At 57.5% G+C, this 15945-nt stretch carries 10 protein-coding genes; 4 read left to right on the top strand and 6 right to left on the bottom strand.

Features of this window, described 5'->3' with window-relative positions:
• Window positions 1-314 precede the first annotated feature (314 nt).
• The 3 genes from G3M56_RS05580 (at window position 315) to G3M56_RS05570 (ending at window position 8427) form a co-directional block, all read left to right on the top strand.
• Window positions 315-947, top strand: a complete 633-nt coding sequence (locus G3M56_RS05580) for an OB-fold-containig protein (protein WP_164362686.1) — start codon at window positions 315-317, stop codon at window positions 945-947.
• A gap of 14 nt (window positions 948-961) precedes the next feature.
• The gene (locus G3M56_RS05575) at window positions 962-3034 is read left to right on the top strand and encodes a flotillin family protein (RefSeq protein ID WP_235203607.1); all 2073 of its coding nucleotides are present in this window, start codon (window positions 962-964) and stop codon (window positions 3032-3034) included.
• Window positions 3035-3306: 272 nt separating this feature from the next.
• Window positions 3307-8427, top strand: a complete 5121-nt coding sequence (locus G3M56_RS05570) for a DNA repair ATPase (RefSeq protein WP_164362684.1) — start codon at window positions 3307-3309, stop codon at window positions 8425-8427.
• A 263-nt stretch (window positions 8428-8690) separates the two neighbouring features.
• Here the strand turns inward: G3M56_RS05570 and G3M56_RS05565 are convergent, their stop codons facing one another.
• Genes G3M56_RS05565 through G3M56_RS05555 form a run of 3 tightly spaced genes read right to left on the bottom strand, consistent with a single transcriptional unit; the run spans window position 8691 to window position 11763 of the window.
• Window positions 8691-9173, bottom strand: a complete 483-nt coding sequence (locus tag G3M56_RS05565; RefSeq protein ID WP_164362682.1) for a glycosyl-4,4'-diaponeurosporenoate acyltransferase CrtO family protein — start codon at window positions 9171-9173, stop codon at window positions 8691-8693.
• Window positions 9173-10264 carry a glycosyltransferase family 2 protein gene (locus tag G3M56_RS05560; RefSeq protein ID WP_164362680.1) on the bottom strand — a complete coding sequence of 364 codons (1092 nt, stop codon included), beginning with the start codon at window positions 10262-10264 and terminating at the stop codon, window positions 9173-9175. The genes G3M56_RS05565 and G3M56_RS05560 overlap by 1 nt, the downstream gene beginning before the upstream one ends.
• A complete protein-coding gene (locus G3M56_RS05555; RefSeq protein ID WP_164362677.1) occupies window positions 10258-11763 on the bottom strand; it encodes a phytoene desaturase family protein in 1506 nt (501 codons plus the stop codon). Before G3M56_RS05555 ends, G3M56_RS05560 begins: the two co-directional genes overlap by 7 nt.
• 84 nt (window positions 11764-11847) lie before the next feature.
• Here G3M56_RS05555 and G3M56_RS05550 point away from each other — a divergent pair, with 84 nt between their 5' ends.
• Window positions 11848-13218 carry an aldehyde dehydrogenase family protein gene (locus tag G3M56_RS05550; RefSeq protein WP_164362675.1) on the top strand — a complete coding sequence of 457 codons (1371 nt, stop codon included), beginning with the start codon at window positions 11848-11850 and terminating at the stop codon, window positions 13216-13218.
• Here the strand turns inward: G3M56_RS05550 and G3M56_RS05545 are convergent.
• From G3M56_RS05545 to G3M56_RS05535, 3 genes are read right to left on the bottom strand one after another with little or no spacing between them, the layout of a single operon-like run.
• The gene (locus tag G3M56_RS05545) at window positions 13166-13675 is read right to left on the bottom strand and encodes an SRPBCC family protein (RefSeq protein ID WP_235203605.1); all 510 of its coding nucleotides are present in this window, start codon (window positions 13673-13675) and stop codon (window positions 13166-13168) included. The genes G3M56_RS05550 and G3M56_RS05545 overlap by 53 nt on opposite strands.
• An 11-nt stretch (window positions 13676-13686) precedes the next feature.
• Window positions 13687-14271, bottom strand: coding sequence for a hypothetical protein (locus G3M56_RS05540; protein WP_164362672.1), 585 nt, complete (start codon window positions 14269-14271; stop codon window positions 13687-13689).
• On the bottom strand, window positions 14268-15815 hold the full coding sequence (locus G3M56_RS05535; RefSeq protein ID WP_327786999.1) for a phytoene desaturase family protein: 1548 nt from the start codon (window positions 15813-15815) through the stop codon (window positions 14268-14270). The genes G3M56_RS05540 and G3M56_RS05535 overlap by 4 nt, the downstream gene beginning before the upstream one ends.
• Window positions 15816-15945 lie beyond the last annotated feature (130 nt).

Genomic DNA, 15945 nt, shown 5'->3' with positions numbered 1-15945 from the left:
ACCCACGCCCGGAGAACACAAAGCGGAACACATCCGGGCATAACATAAAAATGCCCAAACAATACAACAATATAACACCAACTAATCACCTTTTAACCAGCCTCCCTCTTTAGGTCTTGCCTAGATGTTCATTCTTTGCCCGCACCATCCGCCCCGCTTCCCTCTTTTGATCGCATCAGGACAACATCGCGAATCCCCTCCAACTCCCGCCTAACACCTCAATTTCCTTGCACAAAATACGCATATCGGTGAAGAAAACGTCGCCCTAACACAGATGGGAGCCTATACGCTTTGGTTCCCGAATCGCGACGTTCATGCAAGAGTTCCTCCACCATCTCTCACAGCCCTACAATCTGGCGATCTCGGTCTTTCTGGGCATGATCCTGCTCTACTGGATCGTCTCGTTCTTCGGGGTGGGCTTGGATGCGCTGGACGTCGATATCGACATGGATGCCGACGGCGGCACGAACCTGGCCAGCCTGGGTCCATTGAGTGGGATCATTAAGTTCCTCAACGGCGGTTCGGTTCCATTGACCGGCATCGCCACGTTCCTGGCCATTTGCACTTGGTTCTTCTCCATCACTGGCAACGATCTCTTCAACCCCGAAGCAGACAACCGCACAGGATGGATCATTCTGGGGATCTCGTCTCTGATCGCAATCCCAGCCGCCAAACTCATCACCTGGCCGCTGGCTCCATTTTTCCGCAAACTCAGAGAATCGGAAATCGTCGAACCCATCCTGGGACAAACCGGTGTCGTCATCAGCCGCAAGGTCGATGCCGCCTACGGACAAGCCGAAGTCGCCCGCAAGGAAGGCGCACCGGCCAGCATCAATTGCATTTGCCCCGAGGGCGAGATCCCACGCGGCGAGACGATCAAAGTCGTCTCCTACGACCAACAATCCGGACTGTACACGGTCCACCCCATCCAGAACCCACCCAACTAAACACAAACACACCCATGACTCTGTCCACCCTCGCCCTCCTGGGATTGACCGGCACCGCGGCGCTCCTGGTCACCATCGCCATCTCGGCGGCCTCCGTATTCGCCCTGCTCTACATTTTCACGTCGTTCTACCGCAAGGTGGAAAAGGGCACCGCATTGGTAGTCACCGGCTTCCCAAAAACCAAGGTCATCTTCAATGGCGGCTTGGTGATCCCTTTGCTCAACCGAGCCGACCCAATGGACATCTCGGTCAAACGCATCGAGATCGACCGAACAGGCAAGAACGGCCTGATCTGTAAGGACAACATGCGTGCCGATATCAAGGTCGTGTTCTTCGTCCGCGTGAACAACGTCATGGAAGACGTGCTGCGGGTTGCCGAATCCATCGGCTGTGACCGCGCCTCATCCGAAGAGGAAATCCGTGCGCTCTTCGACGCCAAGTTCTCTGAAGCCCTGAAGACCGTCGGTAAGCGCTTCGATTTCGTCGAACTCTACGAAGAACGCGATACCTTCCGCGACGACATCCTTCAGGTCATCGGCAAAGACCTGAACGGCTTTATCCTCGACGACGCCGCAATCGATTACCTCGAGCAAACCCCGCTCGAAGCACTCGACGCCAATAACATTCTCGACGCCGAAGGCATCAAGAAAATCACCGACCTCACCGCCGCACAGGCAAAGCTCGCCAACAACATCCAGAGGGATAAGGAAAAGGTCATTACCCAGCAAGACGTCGAAGCCCGCGAGGCCATCCTCGAACTGGAGCGTCAACTGGCAGAAACCGAAGCCAAACAAAAGCGCGAAGTCGAGATCGTCCAGTACCGCGAAGAGGCCGAAACCGCCCGCGTCCGCGAAGAGGAACGCCAGAAGGCCGAAAACGCCCGCATCCGCGCCGAAGAGGAAATCCAGATCGCCGAGGAAAACAAACAGCGCCAGATCCTCGTCGCCCTGCGCAACAAGGAACGTACCGATGGAGTGGAACTGGAACGCGTCGAACGCGAACGCCAACTCGAAGAGATCGAGCGCATGCGCGTGACCGAACTGAAGGCGATCGAGAAGGAGAAAGCCGTCGAGGTCGAGAAGAAGAACATTCAAGAAGTCATCAAAGACCGCGTGGCCCTCGAAAAGACCGTGGTCATCGAGCAGGAAAAGATCAAAGACACCGAAGCATTTGCCGGTGCCGACCGTGAGAAGCAGGTCAAAGTCACTTTGGCCGAAGCCGAGGCTCAGGAAAAGCTCATCACCCAGGTCAAGGAAGCCGAAGCACGCCGCCAGGCCGCCCAGCTCAAGGCCGACGAAGAGGCCTACATGGTCGAAAAAGCAGCATCCGCCAGCAAGGCTGCCAGCGAACTGCAGTCGGAGGAACGCATTATCCTCGCCGAGGCCGAACTCACCGCCAGCGAGAAAGAGGCCAACGCCAAGAAGATGCTCGCCGAAGCCGTCGCCAAGGAAACTGCCGCCGAAGGCCTCGGTCTCGTCGAGGTGAAGCTCGCAGGAGCCGACGCCCTGCAGAAGGAAGGCGCCGCCCAAGCCGAAGTCGATGCGCTGAAGTTCGAAGCGGAAGCCAAGGGCATCGAGCAAAAGGCTGCAGCGATGAAGCTCTTCGAAGAAGCCGGTCAGGAGCACGAAGAGTTCAAGCTCAAGCTGGAGAAGGAAAAGGCCATCGACCTGGCTCAGATCGACGTCCAGCGCCAGATTGCCGAACAACAGGCCATCGTCGTGGGCGAAGCGCTCAAACAAGCCAAGATCGATATCGTCGGTGGCGAGACTCAGTTCTTCGACCGTATCACCAACGCTGTTACCCAGGGCAAGGTGGTCGACCGCATCGTCGACAACTCCTACACCATCTCGGACATCAAAGAGACGTTCTTCAATGGCGACCCTGACTACTTCAAGAGCCAGCTCAGCCAGTGGATCGACGACTTCGGCATCGAAAGCGAGGACCTCAAGAACCTCAGCATCGCCGGTGTGTTGGGCAAAATGATCCCACAAGCCGAAGGGGAAACCCGCGACAAGATCATTGGCCTGCTTGGTTCTGCCAAGCGCTTCGGCCTGGCCGACCAAAAGGTCAGCTCACTGATGAACTGATAACCGAGACCTGTTCCCCATTTGAGAATAGGCCGCCCTGTTTTTCCGAACTGGATTCACAGGCTGCACATGCCTTAATGGCGACAGAAATCAGCCTGGGGTGAAAAGCGCATGATGCGACTTCACCCCGGGCTAGCAGACCAGACCAATCGGCCGAGCATGCGATGCCGCCGATGCGCAGAAACCACCTGATGCCCGTCCATTCCGCACGGCACATCAGATCTGGCCGCTGAGCACCAGCGCGCCCCCCTGCGATACGCCCATTACTCTCCATGTCCGAAGACTCCAAACAACTCGAAGGCGGCGCCTACGAAGTGATCCGCGCACGCTTGCTCACCCAGTCCGAGGATCTGGGCCAGCGGCTCGATGCGCTCAACACACAACGCAAGGACATCTTCGGCGCCGTAGAGAGCGCGCTCGTTTCCACCGAGCGGATCACCACCGAGCACAACTGCACGCCGCGGGACATGATCTCGATCGGCAACAACCGCTTCTTCTTCGGCTACAACATTCAGTTCGGCCTCAAACAAACGACCGACCCCGAAGACGTTTTCGACGCCTACCGCTACGAGCCCAGCGACCATACCTTCCACAAGCTCAGCTTGGATGAGGTCATCGACAGCCGCTCGTTCCGCGAGGACTTCGCCTACCTCTACAAATATTACCGTGAGACCGTTTTCGCCAAGTTCATGCGAAAGGGGCCGGTTCTCTATCTGGCGCTTCGAGTCGGCAAGAGCATCGACGACATCAAGACCTTCAAATTCCTGATCAAGAGTGACGGTACTCTGGAATATCAGGGCAACCGCTCGGATCACGAATACACTTTCCCCGACCAACACGAGTTCACCTGGCAACGCGCAACGCGCGACATGCAGCGCCCCGGCGAACACCCTCACCTCAGCATCGAGGACCGCGTCTTCGTCGAAACCGTCGGCGGTGACCTCACGATCAAAGTCGAAGACAACACCACCGATGGGCTGGGTATCTATCAAGAACCCGTCGAGGATCACGATCAAACCTTGGACGACGCGGAAATCGAGTACGCCATCGTCGGGCCGCTGATCCTTCTCAAGATCCTCCCCTACCGCGAAGAAAAGGTTCGCTACCTCGTTTTTAACGAGAAGACACAATCGGTGAACCGCATCGACGCCATCGGCGAATCCTGTGTACTGCTCCCCGACGACCACGGCATCATCTTCGCCAATGGCTACTATCTCCTGAGCGGCGAGCTCAAAACCTTCGACCACGGGCTGGAGCACATGCGCTTCGAGCGCAAAATCAGCTCCGCAAACGGCGAGGACACCTTATACGCCTTCTACAACCGAACCTCCGGCGACTACGTCCTGCTCAACTACAACCTGATTGAGCGCAATGTGCAGCCGCCTGTGGTTTGCAATGGTTACTCCATCTTCGATAACGGTGAGCTGCTCTATTTCAAAACAGAGCTCGAAGCACAAAAACACCACGTCATCCAGGTCTGGCAAACGCCGATCCTCTCGGACGACGCCGTCATCTCCCAACAGCAGTCCCAGGACAGCTATCTTTTCAAAATCGGCAACGCCGAGCTCGTCCGAGCCATGGCTGAATGCCGTGAGCTGATCACCCTGCTGCACAAGGACGACAACTACGCCGGACTCTACATCGATCTGGCAAAGCTCTCCGGCGACTTGCTCGACAGCTATTTCTGGATCGAACAGGAAGAAGCGGGTGCCCTGGCCAAACCAATCGCCGGCATCAAACAAGCCGCGGAATCGGCTATTTCCGAATTCGACAAAGTCCAACGACTGCGCAACAGCGCGGCAGAACGGATCGAAGACCTCACCGAGCGCACGGGCAAACAAGTCCGGGCCGCGGAAAATTCACCGCCGGATGACATCCTCGGGTTTGTCCGCCAACTCGCGGGCCTGCGCGCACTTCGCGGAGAAGTCATCGGCCTGCGCGAGATGCGCTACATGGATCTGGAGCGCGTGGATGGCTTGGAGGAATCCATCGCTACGACCGCCGACTCGGTTTCCGAAAAGACCGTCGCATTCCTGCTCCAACCCGAAGCTCTCGATCCCTACCGAGCCCAAGTCGACGAGCATCGCAAGGTCTTGGAGCAACTCGGCAAGGTGACCGAAGCCGAGGAGCTCGGCGAAGCGATCAGCGCCACCGGGCAGGAACTCGAAATGCTCATCGACGTCGTATCGAACCTCAAGATCGAGGATTCCACCCAGACGACCACGATCATCGAGAGCATCTCGGACATCTACAGCGTTCTCAATGGGGCCAAAGCCGAACTGAAGAACAAGCGCAAGTCGCTCGCCCAGGGCGAAGCGGTGGCGCAGTTCGGCGCTCAACTCAAGCTTCTCGGGCAAGCCGTCGTCAACTACCTCGATCTCTGCGACACTCCCGAAAAGACCGAAGAGTACCTGACCAAGGTCATGGTCCAGATCGAAGAACTCGAAGGACGCTTCTCCGAGTTCGACGACTACGTCGAGGAACTCTCCGCCAAACGCGAGGAAGTCTACAATGCGTTCGAGGGACGAAAACAGCAGCTCCTCGAAACCAGAAACAAACGCGTCAACACACTGGTCAAGTCCGCGCAACGGGTGCTCGCCGGTATCGACAACCGGATCTCCAATTTCAAAGAGATCAACGAGATCAACGGCTACTTCGCCGATGACTTGATGATCGAAAAGGTCCGCGACATCATCACCCAGCTCACCGAGCTCGGCGACAGTGTCAAAGCCGACGACATCCAGACCCGCCTCAAGACCATCCGCGAGGATGCGGTGCGCGCGCTCAAGGACCGCAATGAGCTCTTCGTCGATGGCACCAACGTGCTGCGCTTTGGCAAGCATCAGTTCAACGTCAACACCCAGCCGCTGCAGCTGACCATTGTCCCGCAGGACGAGGAAATGTGCTTCCACCTGGCAGGCACCGACTTCTTCGAGCCGATCCGCGATGAGGCATTCCTCGCCACCCGCGATGTCTGGCAACAGGAAGTCGTTTCAGAGAACGACGAAGTCTACCGCGCCGAGTTTCTGGCGTGGGAATTTCTCAAAAACCACCGCATGGACGAGCTGGAGGAGTTGCTCGCCAACGGCTTGCTGCCTGCGGTTCAAAAGTTCATGCAGCCACGCTACGCGGAGAACTACACCAAGGGCGTGCATGATCTCGATGCCCACAAATTGCTGGAGGCCATCATCCCTATCCACGGCAAGATCGGGCTGCTTCGCTTCAGCCCGGAAACCCGTGCACTCGCCCAGGTTTTCTGGCTCAGCTGGCACGGCGATGAGAAATCCACACTCGCCCGCCAAATCCAAGCCTACGCAAAACGCCGCGAGATCTTCGGTGACAACTCCAGTGAACGCCACACCCTGGTCGGACCTCTTGAATCCGCGATCTCGGAGTGGACTGGCACGCGTGCATTCCACACCGCACGCCCGGATTCCGCAGCGCTTTACTTGTTCGAGGAGCTCGCTCGCAACGAGCACTTCATCGTCTCCCCCGACGCCGCCGAGTTGGTCAAAAAGTTCAAACACCAACTGGTCGTCAAACACGCTGAGGCCAGCTTTGACGAAAGCCTGCAGGACATTGAGCTCCCTCTGGACCGCTTCACCACGCTCAAGGACTGGCTTGCCGGTTTCGCCCGCTCACAAGACGACGCCGAAATCCCCGCTGCAGTGATCGCCGAGGCCGCAGCCCATTTGACCCGTGGCGGATTCGACCTGCGCGACATCCACCAAGTCCGTACCAGAGTTCAAATCGACGGACTGATTGGTGACCACGACGTCGTGAACGCAGGGGCCTATCAGCTGGACTACAATGCGTTCCGCGACCGGATGGAGAACTTCGAGCGCGTAGGCGTCCCGACCTTCCAAGCCTATCAGGAACTCAAACAACGACTGGTGGAGGAAAAGCGCGAGGAGATGAGGCTCTCCGAGTTCGAACCAAAGGTGATGAGCGCGTTCGTCCGCAACAAACTGCTCAACAATGTCTTCCTGCCAATTGTCGGCGACAACCTCGCCAAACAACTCGGCACCGCCGGCAAGGACACCCGTACCGATCGCATGGGGCTGTTACTGCTGATCTCGCCTCCGGGATACGGCAAAACCACACTGATGGAATACGTCGCCAACCGCCTGGGCTTGACCTTCATGAAGATCAACGGCCCGGCGCTCGGCCACAATGTCGTCTCGCTCGACCCTGCCGAAGCTCCGAATGCCGCTGCCCGTGAGGAGGTCATCAAACTCAACTTGGCACTAGAGATGGGTGACAACGTGATGATCTACCTCGATGACATCCAGCACACCCACTCGGAGTTCCTGCAGAAGTTCATCTCACTCTGTGACGCCCAACGCAAAATCGAGGGTGTCTACCAAGGCAAGGCGCGCACCTACGACCTCCGCGGCAAGAAGGTCGCCGTCGTCATGGCCGGCAATCCATACACCGAAACCGGCGGCAAGTTCCAAATCCCGGACATGCTCGCCAACCGCGCCGATACCTACAACCTCGGCGACATCATCGGCGGCCACGCCAATGACTTCAAAGCGTCCTACATCGAGAACGCACTGACCTCGAACCCAATCCTCAACAAGCTCTCCAGCCGGTCGCAGAAAGACGTTTACGCCATCATGCGCATCGCCGACACCGGAAGCCAGGAAGGCATCGATTTCGAAGGCAATTACACGCCCGCCGAAATCGACGAAATGGTACGCGTCGTCCAACACCTCTCCCGCGTTCGCGATTCCATCCTCCGCGTAAACCTCGAGTACATCCGCAGCGCGGCTCAGGAAGACGCCTACCGCACGGAACCCGCCTTCAAACTCCAGGGCTCATACCGAAACATGAACCGCATCGCCGAAAAAGTGCTGCCGCTCATGACCGACGAGGAGGTCGTAGGACTCATCACCGACCACTACGAAAACGAAAGCCAAACACTCACCACCGGCGCCGAGTCCAACATGCTCAAGTTCCGCGAGATGGAAAACATGCTGACGGAAACCCAGGCCGCCCGCTGGGCCGAAATCAAAAAGGGCTTTAACAAAAACAAACTCCTCGGAGCCGGCGGAGAAAACGACCCCGTCGCCCGCGTGGTCGCTCAAATGAGTGAGTTCAACGACGGACTCAACGCCATCCAGCTCGGGATCGCCCAGGCCGCCGCCGCCAAGTCCAGCCCGCAAACACTGGAACGCGAAACCCTGGCCCAACTCAAAGCCCTCATCGAAGGACTGCGCGCAGTGCCCGTCAAAGTCGACATCAACCTCGTCCCGACCTCCGGCGACGACGACGATGACCCGACCATCACCGACATGGAGAAATCCTCGCGCAGCGCCAAGCCGCCAATCGACATCGAGCCAAAGGTCACCCAGGGAGACCCGCCAGCAAGCGACGACACCAAAGAGTGACACTGAACAAAGTCCCGCATCGCTAATTCCTCCCCGGAGGGGTGCCGCGAACCAGCCCGGGGTGACGGGAGCCTCAGGCGACCTCACCCTGGGATATCCCGCCCCGAAGCAACCCCGGCCAAGCCGACGATACTGCCAAGGCGCAGCACCCACCCGTCGGCCGCTCCCGACACGGCGGTATGCCTTAGGTCAGTAACATTCAGAACACGCCAACATAGATCCACCCTGATCGTCGCATCGTGATCCCCGCAGCAAAGCGTGAATCACCCGCGATTGGCTGACCGCCGCCCCACCCGCCGCATCCGCACCCGCACGTGGCGTAGATTGATGATGCAGGGCAAGTTGGAGACCGCCGCGTAGATCACGATCACCAGGTTCGCCGGCCATGGGTTCCACACAACGAACCCACTGATCACAAACAATTGCAGCCAATGCGACCACTCGCCGCGGCACGTCTCCACGAGGAACGCTTGAAGATAATCCGAATCGGTCGACTCCAACTTGGCCTTGCCCATGCCTTTGAACCATGCCGCCCCGTCAGGAAGCTTGGATTTCCACGAACGCACCCGAAACCAGCGTTGATAGAAAGCACCTCCCGCCTCCCACTTCCGCTCGCGGTACCACGGGGATTCCGGATCAAATGCATCCGCCGGACGTCCCAACGCCGACCACGCAAAAAACAAATGCACCAGCGGGATCCCGACGCAGTTGATCACCGCCACCAACCACAAGGGGAGATCGATCATCAACCGACCTCCCTACCTTTCCACTTCACCTTCCGCCCCTGCTTGTGCGCCCTCAGTGCAGAGAAAAACGTCCACTGATAGAAAAGCAGACTGATCGGGAACAGCCACGCATTCCACTGCGAGAATGATCCTGCCAACCGGAAGACCCACAAACATTGCCCGACATAGAGTAGATAGGTCGTCACACAAAGCGCCGCGCATGTCACCCCGACGAACGGCGCAATGAAAAGCCCGACCATTGCCAGCATCGCACCAGTCAGCCAGATCGAAGAAAATACAATCGCACGCGCCGCCGCATGCCCGGCTCCAGCAGCAAACCCTTTCATCCAGCTTGAGTACAGCTGGTCGAACCCTTCAGGAAACATCCTCATCCACACCGCCCGAAGCCCGACATAACACTCACGCGCCACACCACAACGGCTCAACTGGTCCGCCAGATAAAAGTTCTCCAACACTTTCCCCTTCACCGACTCGTGCCCCCCCACCAACTCATAATCCTCCGCCGAAATTAACAAGCACTGGCCGAACAACGCACACGCCTCCTCTTCACAAAACCCAAATGCGTTCACCCCCGCCAGCATCATCACGTTGAAAAACACGGACAACTCCTCGTACGGCTGCTCCACCTGATGGTGCGGACAGACAGACACAGCACCTCCATTGCGCCAAGCAGCACCGACCAACTTCGACAAAGCGTCCGGCGCCAGCCGCGTGTCCGCATCGAGAAACAAATACCAATCTCCCGTAGCAGCCTCCGCTCCCTGAGTGCAGGCCCAAGGCTTGCCATTCCAGCCATCTGGCAACTCCTTTCCACTGATCACCCTCGCCCCCTTTTCACGGGCGATCTCAGCCGTCCGGTCGCTGGAACCGTCATCGACAACGATCACTTCATGCGCCGGCCGGGTTTGCGCGTTCAGGCTATCCAACAATGCCCCGATATTGATCTCCTCATCCCGCGCGGGAATGACGACCGACACTTTGATCGTCGCCTCTTCGTCACTGCCAACCTTCGCCAAAAAGCGTGGTCGTCCCAGCACCAGCCACAAAGCAGGTGCACAGATGATCGCCAGGATGGGAAGTAGGATCAGCATGAAGCTGGATGCTTTGCGATGATGCGGTCGGCTACTTTTTGCCCGGAAAGCACGACCATCGGCATTCCACCGCCCGGGTTGGTGCTCCCGCCGCAGAAGTACAAATTGCGGTACTTGCGGCTGGTCTTCGGTGCCTTGAACCCATGGTTCTTCTTCCAATCAGAGACCACTCCGTAGATCGACCCACGGTTGGAACGGTACATTTGCTCGATATCGACGGGCGTGAGAAAATCCTCGGTCACCACGCTGTCGCGCAGCCCGGTGATTCCACTGCGCTCCATCTTGTCGATCACCCGATCACGCAACGCGAGGTACTCTGCGTGGCTCACTGGGTTCTCCGGATCGATCGGCGGGATGTGTGGCAGGATCTTGATGTTGTCGCAACCCTCAGGTGCCTTGCTTGGATCGGTGCGGGTAGGAGCGACGACATACAATGTCGGATCCTCAGGCAAGCGCCCGTCGTGGAACACCGTCTTGAAGTGCTTGTGCTGGTTGTTGGAGAAGAAAAAGTTGTGATGCGCCAACTGCGGGAACTCTTTGTTGGTCCCCAAATGGATCACAATCCCGGAACACGCCGGAGCGAACTTCTCCAAGCGCTTGAGGAAACGCGGGCTCTCACCGAGCAAGCGATCATAGGTTGGGACAACCTCCATGTTGCTCACCACCAGATCCGATGACACCACCGTGCCATCCACCAAGGTCAAGCCGGTCACCGTTTTCCCTTCGCGGTTGATCTTCGCCACATCGGCATTGAGGTGCACCGGAATCTCCATCTCCTCCATCAGCTTTCCAAGCCCCTCGGCCAGCGCATACATCCCCCCCTTCACATACCAAAGCCCGTAGTCCACCTGGATCACCGGCATCAGGTTCATGTATCCCGGAGCATCCAGAGCCGACGACCCCACATACTTGATAAAGTACTCGAAAATGCTCCGCATCCGCGGGTCGGAGAAGTAGTCCGCAATCGACTCCGCCATCGAGCGCTTGTAGTCGATCTCCTTACCCAAGCGCCGCAGCCCGTAATACCTCAAGAACTCCCACAAGTTGTCCAATCCGTGCCGGAAATAGCCTTCGTCCACGATGTCGTACTGCTGGCGGGCGTACTCCAAAAAGCGCTGGTACTCCTGCCACGCCTTCTCCCCGCTGCCATTGAGCTTGGAGGTAAACTCCTGACGCATCCGCTCGTCCTCTTCGTAAAGGTCGAAGACGAACCCGTCCTCGAAAAAGTTCCGCCAATGCGGCGTGACTTTCTCCAACTGCACATAGTCGTCCATGTTGCGCCCCGCCCTCTCAAACAAATCCCGGAAGAACTGCGGCAACGTGAAAATCGACGGCCCTAGATCAAATGTATATTCGTCCTTCTCCAGCAAGTTGAGCTTCCCTCCAATCCGCGCGTTCTTCTCATAGACCGCCACGTCGTACCCTGCCGCTTTCAAGGAAATCGCAGCAGACAAGCCTCCAAGCCCCGCACCAATCACTGACACTGTCGTTCTTTTCATCGTTTCATTCCTTCCTTTTTTCGAGGCATCGGGGACATGATAGCCAACGCAATCACGCTTCCGTTCTACGCCCCTCTTAGCGTTATGGATTCACACACATCACAGGACCAGATCATTCGGTCGATTACACAGCACAAGGCGTACTTCGAATCGGGTAACACCTTGCCGCTGCAGCAGCGAATCAATGCGCTCAATTTGTTGGAGAAAAACCTCATCGCGAACCGCGATGCGCTGATCGATGCATTGCACCAGGACCTAGGAAAACCGGAACTCGAAGCCCACGTCGCGGAGTACCACTTCCTGCTCGAAGAGATCCGCCTCGTCACCCGCAAGCTCGCCAAGTGGGTCAAACCCGGACGGGCCCGCACTCCGCTGCACTTTCACCCGTCCCGCGCCTCCATCCAGCGCGATCCATTCGGAGTCACGTTGATCATTGCTCCGTGGAACTACCCGATCCAACTATCGATCGCTCCACTCATCTCCGCCATCGCCGCCGGCAACACGGTCATCCTCAAACCATCAGAGCTCGCCCCCCCATCGGAGCAACTGCTCACCAAACTCATCGCCGACACCTTCGATCCAGCGCACGCCACAGTCATCACGGGTGACGCATCGACCTCACGTGAGCTTCTTGCCCAACCCTTCGACTTCATCTTCTTCACCGGCAGCACGGAAGTCGGCCGCATCGTGGCCCAACAAGCCGCCGCCCATCTCACCCCCTGCATTCTGGAGCTTGGTGGCAAGTGCCCGGTGGTCGTCGATGAGCACACCGACATCGAGCAAACCGCACGCCGCATTCTGATTGGAAAGTTCTTCAACGGCGGCCAAACCTGCTTCGCTCCAGACTTCGTCGCGGTGCATGAAAACGCACACGCTGAGCTGGTGGCCGCCATGACCGAGCTCCTCCGCACCACCCCATGGCATCAGGAGATGGCGCACATTATCAACCGCCGCCACTACGACCGCATCCAATCGCTCATCACCGGCACCGAAGTTTGCTTCGAATCCGATGACGCTGACGCCCTGCGCATCGCACCGCGTTTGCTACCCGATGCCCAATGGAGTGACCCGGCGCTGAACGAGGAAATCTTCGGACCAGTGCTGCCTATCGTTAAATTCAGCAACCGCAACGAGCTCATCACCCGCCTGCGTAAATTCACCAGCCCGCTCGCGCTCTATCTTTTCTCCAGCGACAAATCGTTCACTCGCGAGCTGACCCACGCCATCCGCTCGGGAAGCGTGTGCATCAACGACACCATGAAACAAAGTGGCAATCTGAACCTTCCCTTCGGTGGTGTCGGAGCCAGCGGTCATGGACGTTACCGCGGACGCTTCGGGGTGGAATCCTTCACCTACCAACGCCCTGTCGTCCGTCGCCCGTTCCTCAAGGATCTTTTCGAGATCATTCCTCCGTATGCGGAGAAGCTCCCAATGATTCGCCGCTTTCTGAAGTAGCCTCACCGCCGGAAAAAATCTCGGCACACAGACGGCGCCGCTCACCGAAAATGTACTGCAGCTGATCGTGAACAAACAATTTGTGCACCAGAGCACCCAACGGACCAAAAGGCATCTCGTAGCAGACATCGTCCGTCATTAAAACCCCACCGTCTTTCTCCTCAAAGCGGTGGGTGTGATGCCACAACTTGTAAGGCCCCACACGCTGGTCATCGACAAACATCCGCCCGTTCTCCACATGGGTGATCTCCGTTACCCAATTCACCCACACCATCGGCGCCACCTTCACTTTGTAGGCAATGATCTGCCCGGGATGCATCACATCACTCTCGAGGTGAGTGATCTTGAACCCTACCGCATCAGGTGTCAGCCGATCCAGATTACGCGGCGATGAAAAGAACGACCATGCCTCATCCAGCGTGCAGTCGAGCCATTGTTCGCGGTGCAGATGATACATGAGATCCTCCGTTACTTGGTGAGCTTGCCGTACTTTGAGTTTGGCGCCAGCCGATGACACGCAGCCTTCAACTCGGCCGCTTGCTCGTGCCCTTCTTCCTTGAACGCGAGCCACGCGTAGTAGAGCACGGCCTGCCGTTCATTGACCTCCAGCGCATTGTTCTTACCGGTTGCCACTGGGATCAACTTCTCGAAGTCCTTGAGCGAGGTCGGCCGTTTGTCGAAACGCTTGGGTATCTTATAAAACCCAATCGCCCGCACCATCCGTACGCGGGCATCATTCGGCGCCGCATTCACCGCGCCATTCATCAACTTCTCCCCCCGACGCAAAAACTTCAGCTTGGTAGGGCCCCAAAAGCTCGCCTTGGCGCGCAACGCACACGCGCTGCCCAAGTACGCCTTGGCCAAATGGTCGTTCGCATCCGCCTTCAGCTTCTTCTCATATCTCGCAATCTGGCGGTCAATCGCATCGGTATCGTCCACCAGACACATCTGATGCCAAGCATAATACAAGCGCGCTGATTTGGCATCGGCATCAGCCCGCACAGACACGACACTCAGCGCAGCCATTACCAACGCCAGGCTCAGCCACTTCACTGGGCACCTCCTCCATTCAGGATCTGCGAAGCAAAGTCCACCCGCTCACGCACCTTGCCGTAACTCTCACAAATCAAGTTCGAGGAAATCCGCGCGCTCTCGTAAATCGTCGGCAAGCCGCTGCCCGGATGCGTTCCACCTCCTACCAAGTACACATTCTCAAAACCTTTGAGACGGTTCTGCGGACGCAGATACAACATCTGATCCAAGGTGTGTGCGAGGTTGAAAGTCGCGCCGAGGAAGATGTTCGCATCCTCCCACCCCTGCGGAGTGATGCAGCGCTCTTCCACAATGTGCTCACGCAAATCCTTCATCCCCGTGCGCTCGATAATCCGGTCGATCACCTTGTCACGATAGGCCTGCAGGTTCTCCTCCAACGGGTAACCATTCCGCGTATTGATCGTCGGCACCAGAATGTACAGCTGGGAATGCCCCTCAGGAGCCACTGTTGGATCCGTCACACTTGAGTTGCGCACGTAGATCGACATGTCATCCGACACCACGCGCTCCCCTTGGATGTCGCGCAGGTTCTGATGGTAGTCGTCGGCAAACATCACGTGATGATGCGGCTCGTCGGCATAGAGTTTGTCCAACCCAAGGTACAACATGAAGGTCGAACACGAGTACTTCTTCTTCAGCAAGCTCTCGCGGTCGACATTGCGTGATCCGAAAATCGTAGACCTCGCGTGCGCGTAGTCCGCGTTCACAATCAAATCATCGCACTCCAACTTGCGCCCGTCGGCCAATTGCACCGTCGCCGCCCTGCGCCCGTGGTAATCAATTTCCGTCACCTCGGAGTCGAGCATCAACTTGCCCCCCTCTTCGAGAAACACCTCACACATCCCCTCCGAGATCTTCGAAAGCCCACCCTGCACATGGTAAATCCCATGGGCATATTCGATGTAGGACAAAATGCTAAACAACCCCGGACAGTTCCAAGGCGACATCCCCAGGTACTTCGCCTGAAACGTGAAAGCCAGCTTCAAGCGTTCGTCATTAAAGTACTCGCCCAACACGTCCATCACCGACTTCTTGGTAGCCACATACGGCAATGCCTTGAGCAAACGCCCGCTCAAAAACGAGCTCAGCTGGTGGTAAGGCTGCAACAAACAAGGAAAGATCGCGCGCAACTTCTCGTGGTGGTCCGCCATGAACCGCTTGTAGTTGGTGGCCTCGCCAGGGAACGACTTCTCGATATTCTCAGCCATCGTCCGCTGGTCGAAACTCGTCTCCAACGACACATCGCCCCACGAAAGCCGCGTCATCGGATCGAGCTTCACAAACTCCATGTAGTCCTCCGGCTTGCGCCCCGTCTCCGCGAAAATCTCGTCCAGCGTGAACTTCTGGTGCAAAAACGTCGGCCCCGTATCAAACACGTAGTCGCCCGCTCGAATCGCCGCATTACGCCCCCCCACCGCCGATGCCTTTTCGATGATCGTCACATCATACCCACGATGCGCCAACAACATGCCGCTCGTCAATCCGCCCGGCCCCGCTCCGATGATGATGATCTTCTTGTTCACAATCTGAAATACGAAAACCAACCAACGCCGGACGTATCGTCATTTGTTTGAAATAATCAGCACATCCAAACAAAAGCCCCCCACGCCAAACTTGGAGGAAAAGCGCCAATACAACCAGCCCCTGCCACGCACCATAACGCCGCAGCAAACC

The organism is Sulfuriroseicoccus oceanibius, from assembly GCF_010681825.2.
Classification (GTDB): domain Bacteria; phylum Verrucomicrobiota; class Verrucomicrobiia; order Verrucomicrobiales; family SLCJ01; genus Sulfuriroseicoccus; species Sulfuriroseicoccus oceanibius.
Note: the sequence above shows the minus strand (reverse complement) of the source record. Positions and strands in the feature narration are given on the sequence as shown.

Coding starts and splice junctions, on each gene's coding strand:
- G3M56_RS05580 (WP_164362686.1), top strand. CDS start 315: ATGCAAGAGTTCCTCCACCATCTCTCACAGCCCTACAATCTGGCGATC.
- G3M56_RS05575 (WP_235203607.1), top strand. CDS start 962: ATGACTCTGTCCACCCTCGCCCTCCTGGGATTGACCGGCACCGCGGCG.
- G3M56_RS05570 (WP_164362684.1), top strand. CDS start 3,307: ATGTCCGAAGACTCCAAACAACTCGAAGGCGGCGCCTACGAAGTGATC.
- G3M56_RS05565 (WP_164362682.1), bottom strand. CDS start 9,173: ATGATCGATCTCCCCTTGTGGTTGGTGGCGGTGATCAACTGCGTCGGG.
- G3M56_RS05560 (WP_164362680.1), bottom strand. CDS start 10,264: ATGCTGATCCTACTTCCCATCCTGGCGATCATCTGTGCACCTGCTTTG.
- G3M56_RS05555 (WP_164362677.1), bottom strand. CDS start 11,763: ATGAAAAGAACGACAGTGTCAGTGATTGGTGCGGGGCTTGGAGGCTTG.
- G3M56_RS05550 (WP_164362675.1), top strand. CDS start 11,848: ATGGATTCACACACATCACAGGACCAGATCATTCGGTCGATTACACAG.
- G3M56_RS05545 (WP_235203605.1), bottom strand. CDS start 13,675: ATGTATCATCTGCACCGCGAACAATGGCTCGACTGCACGCTGGATGAG.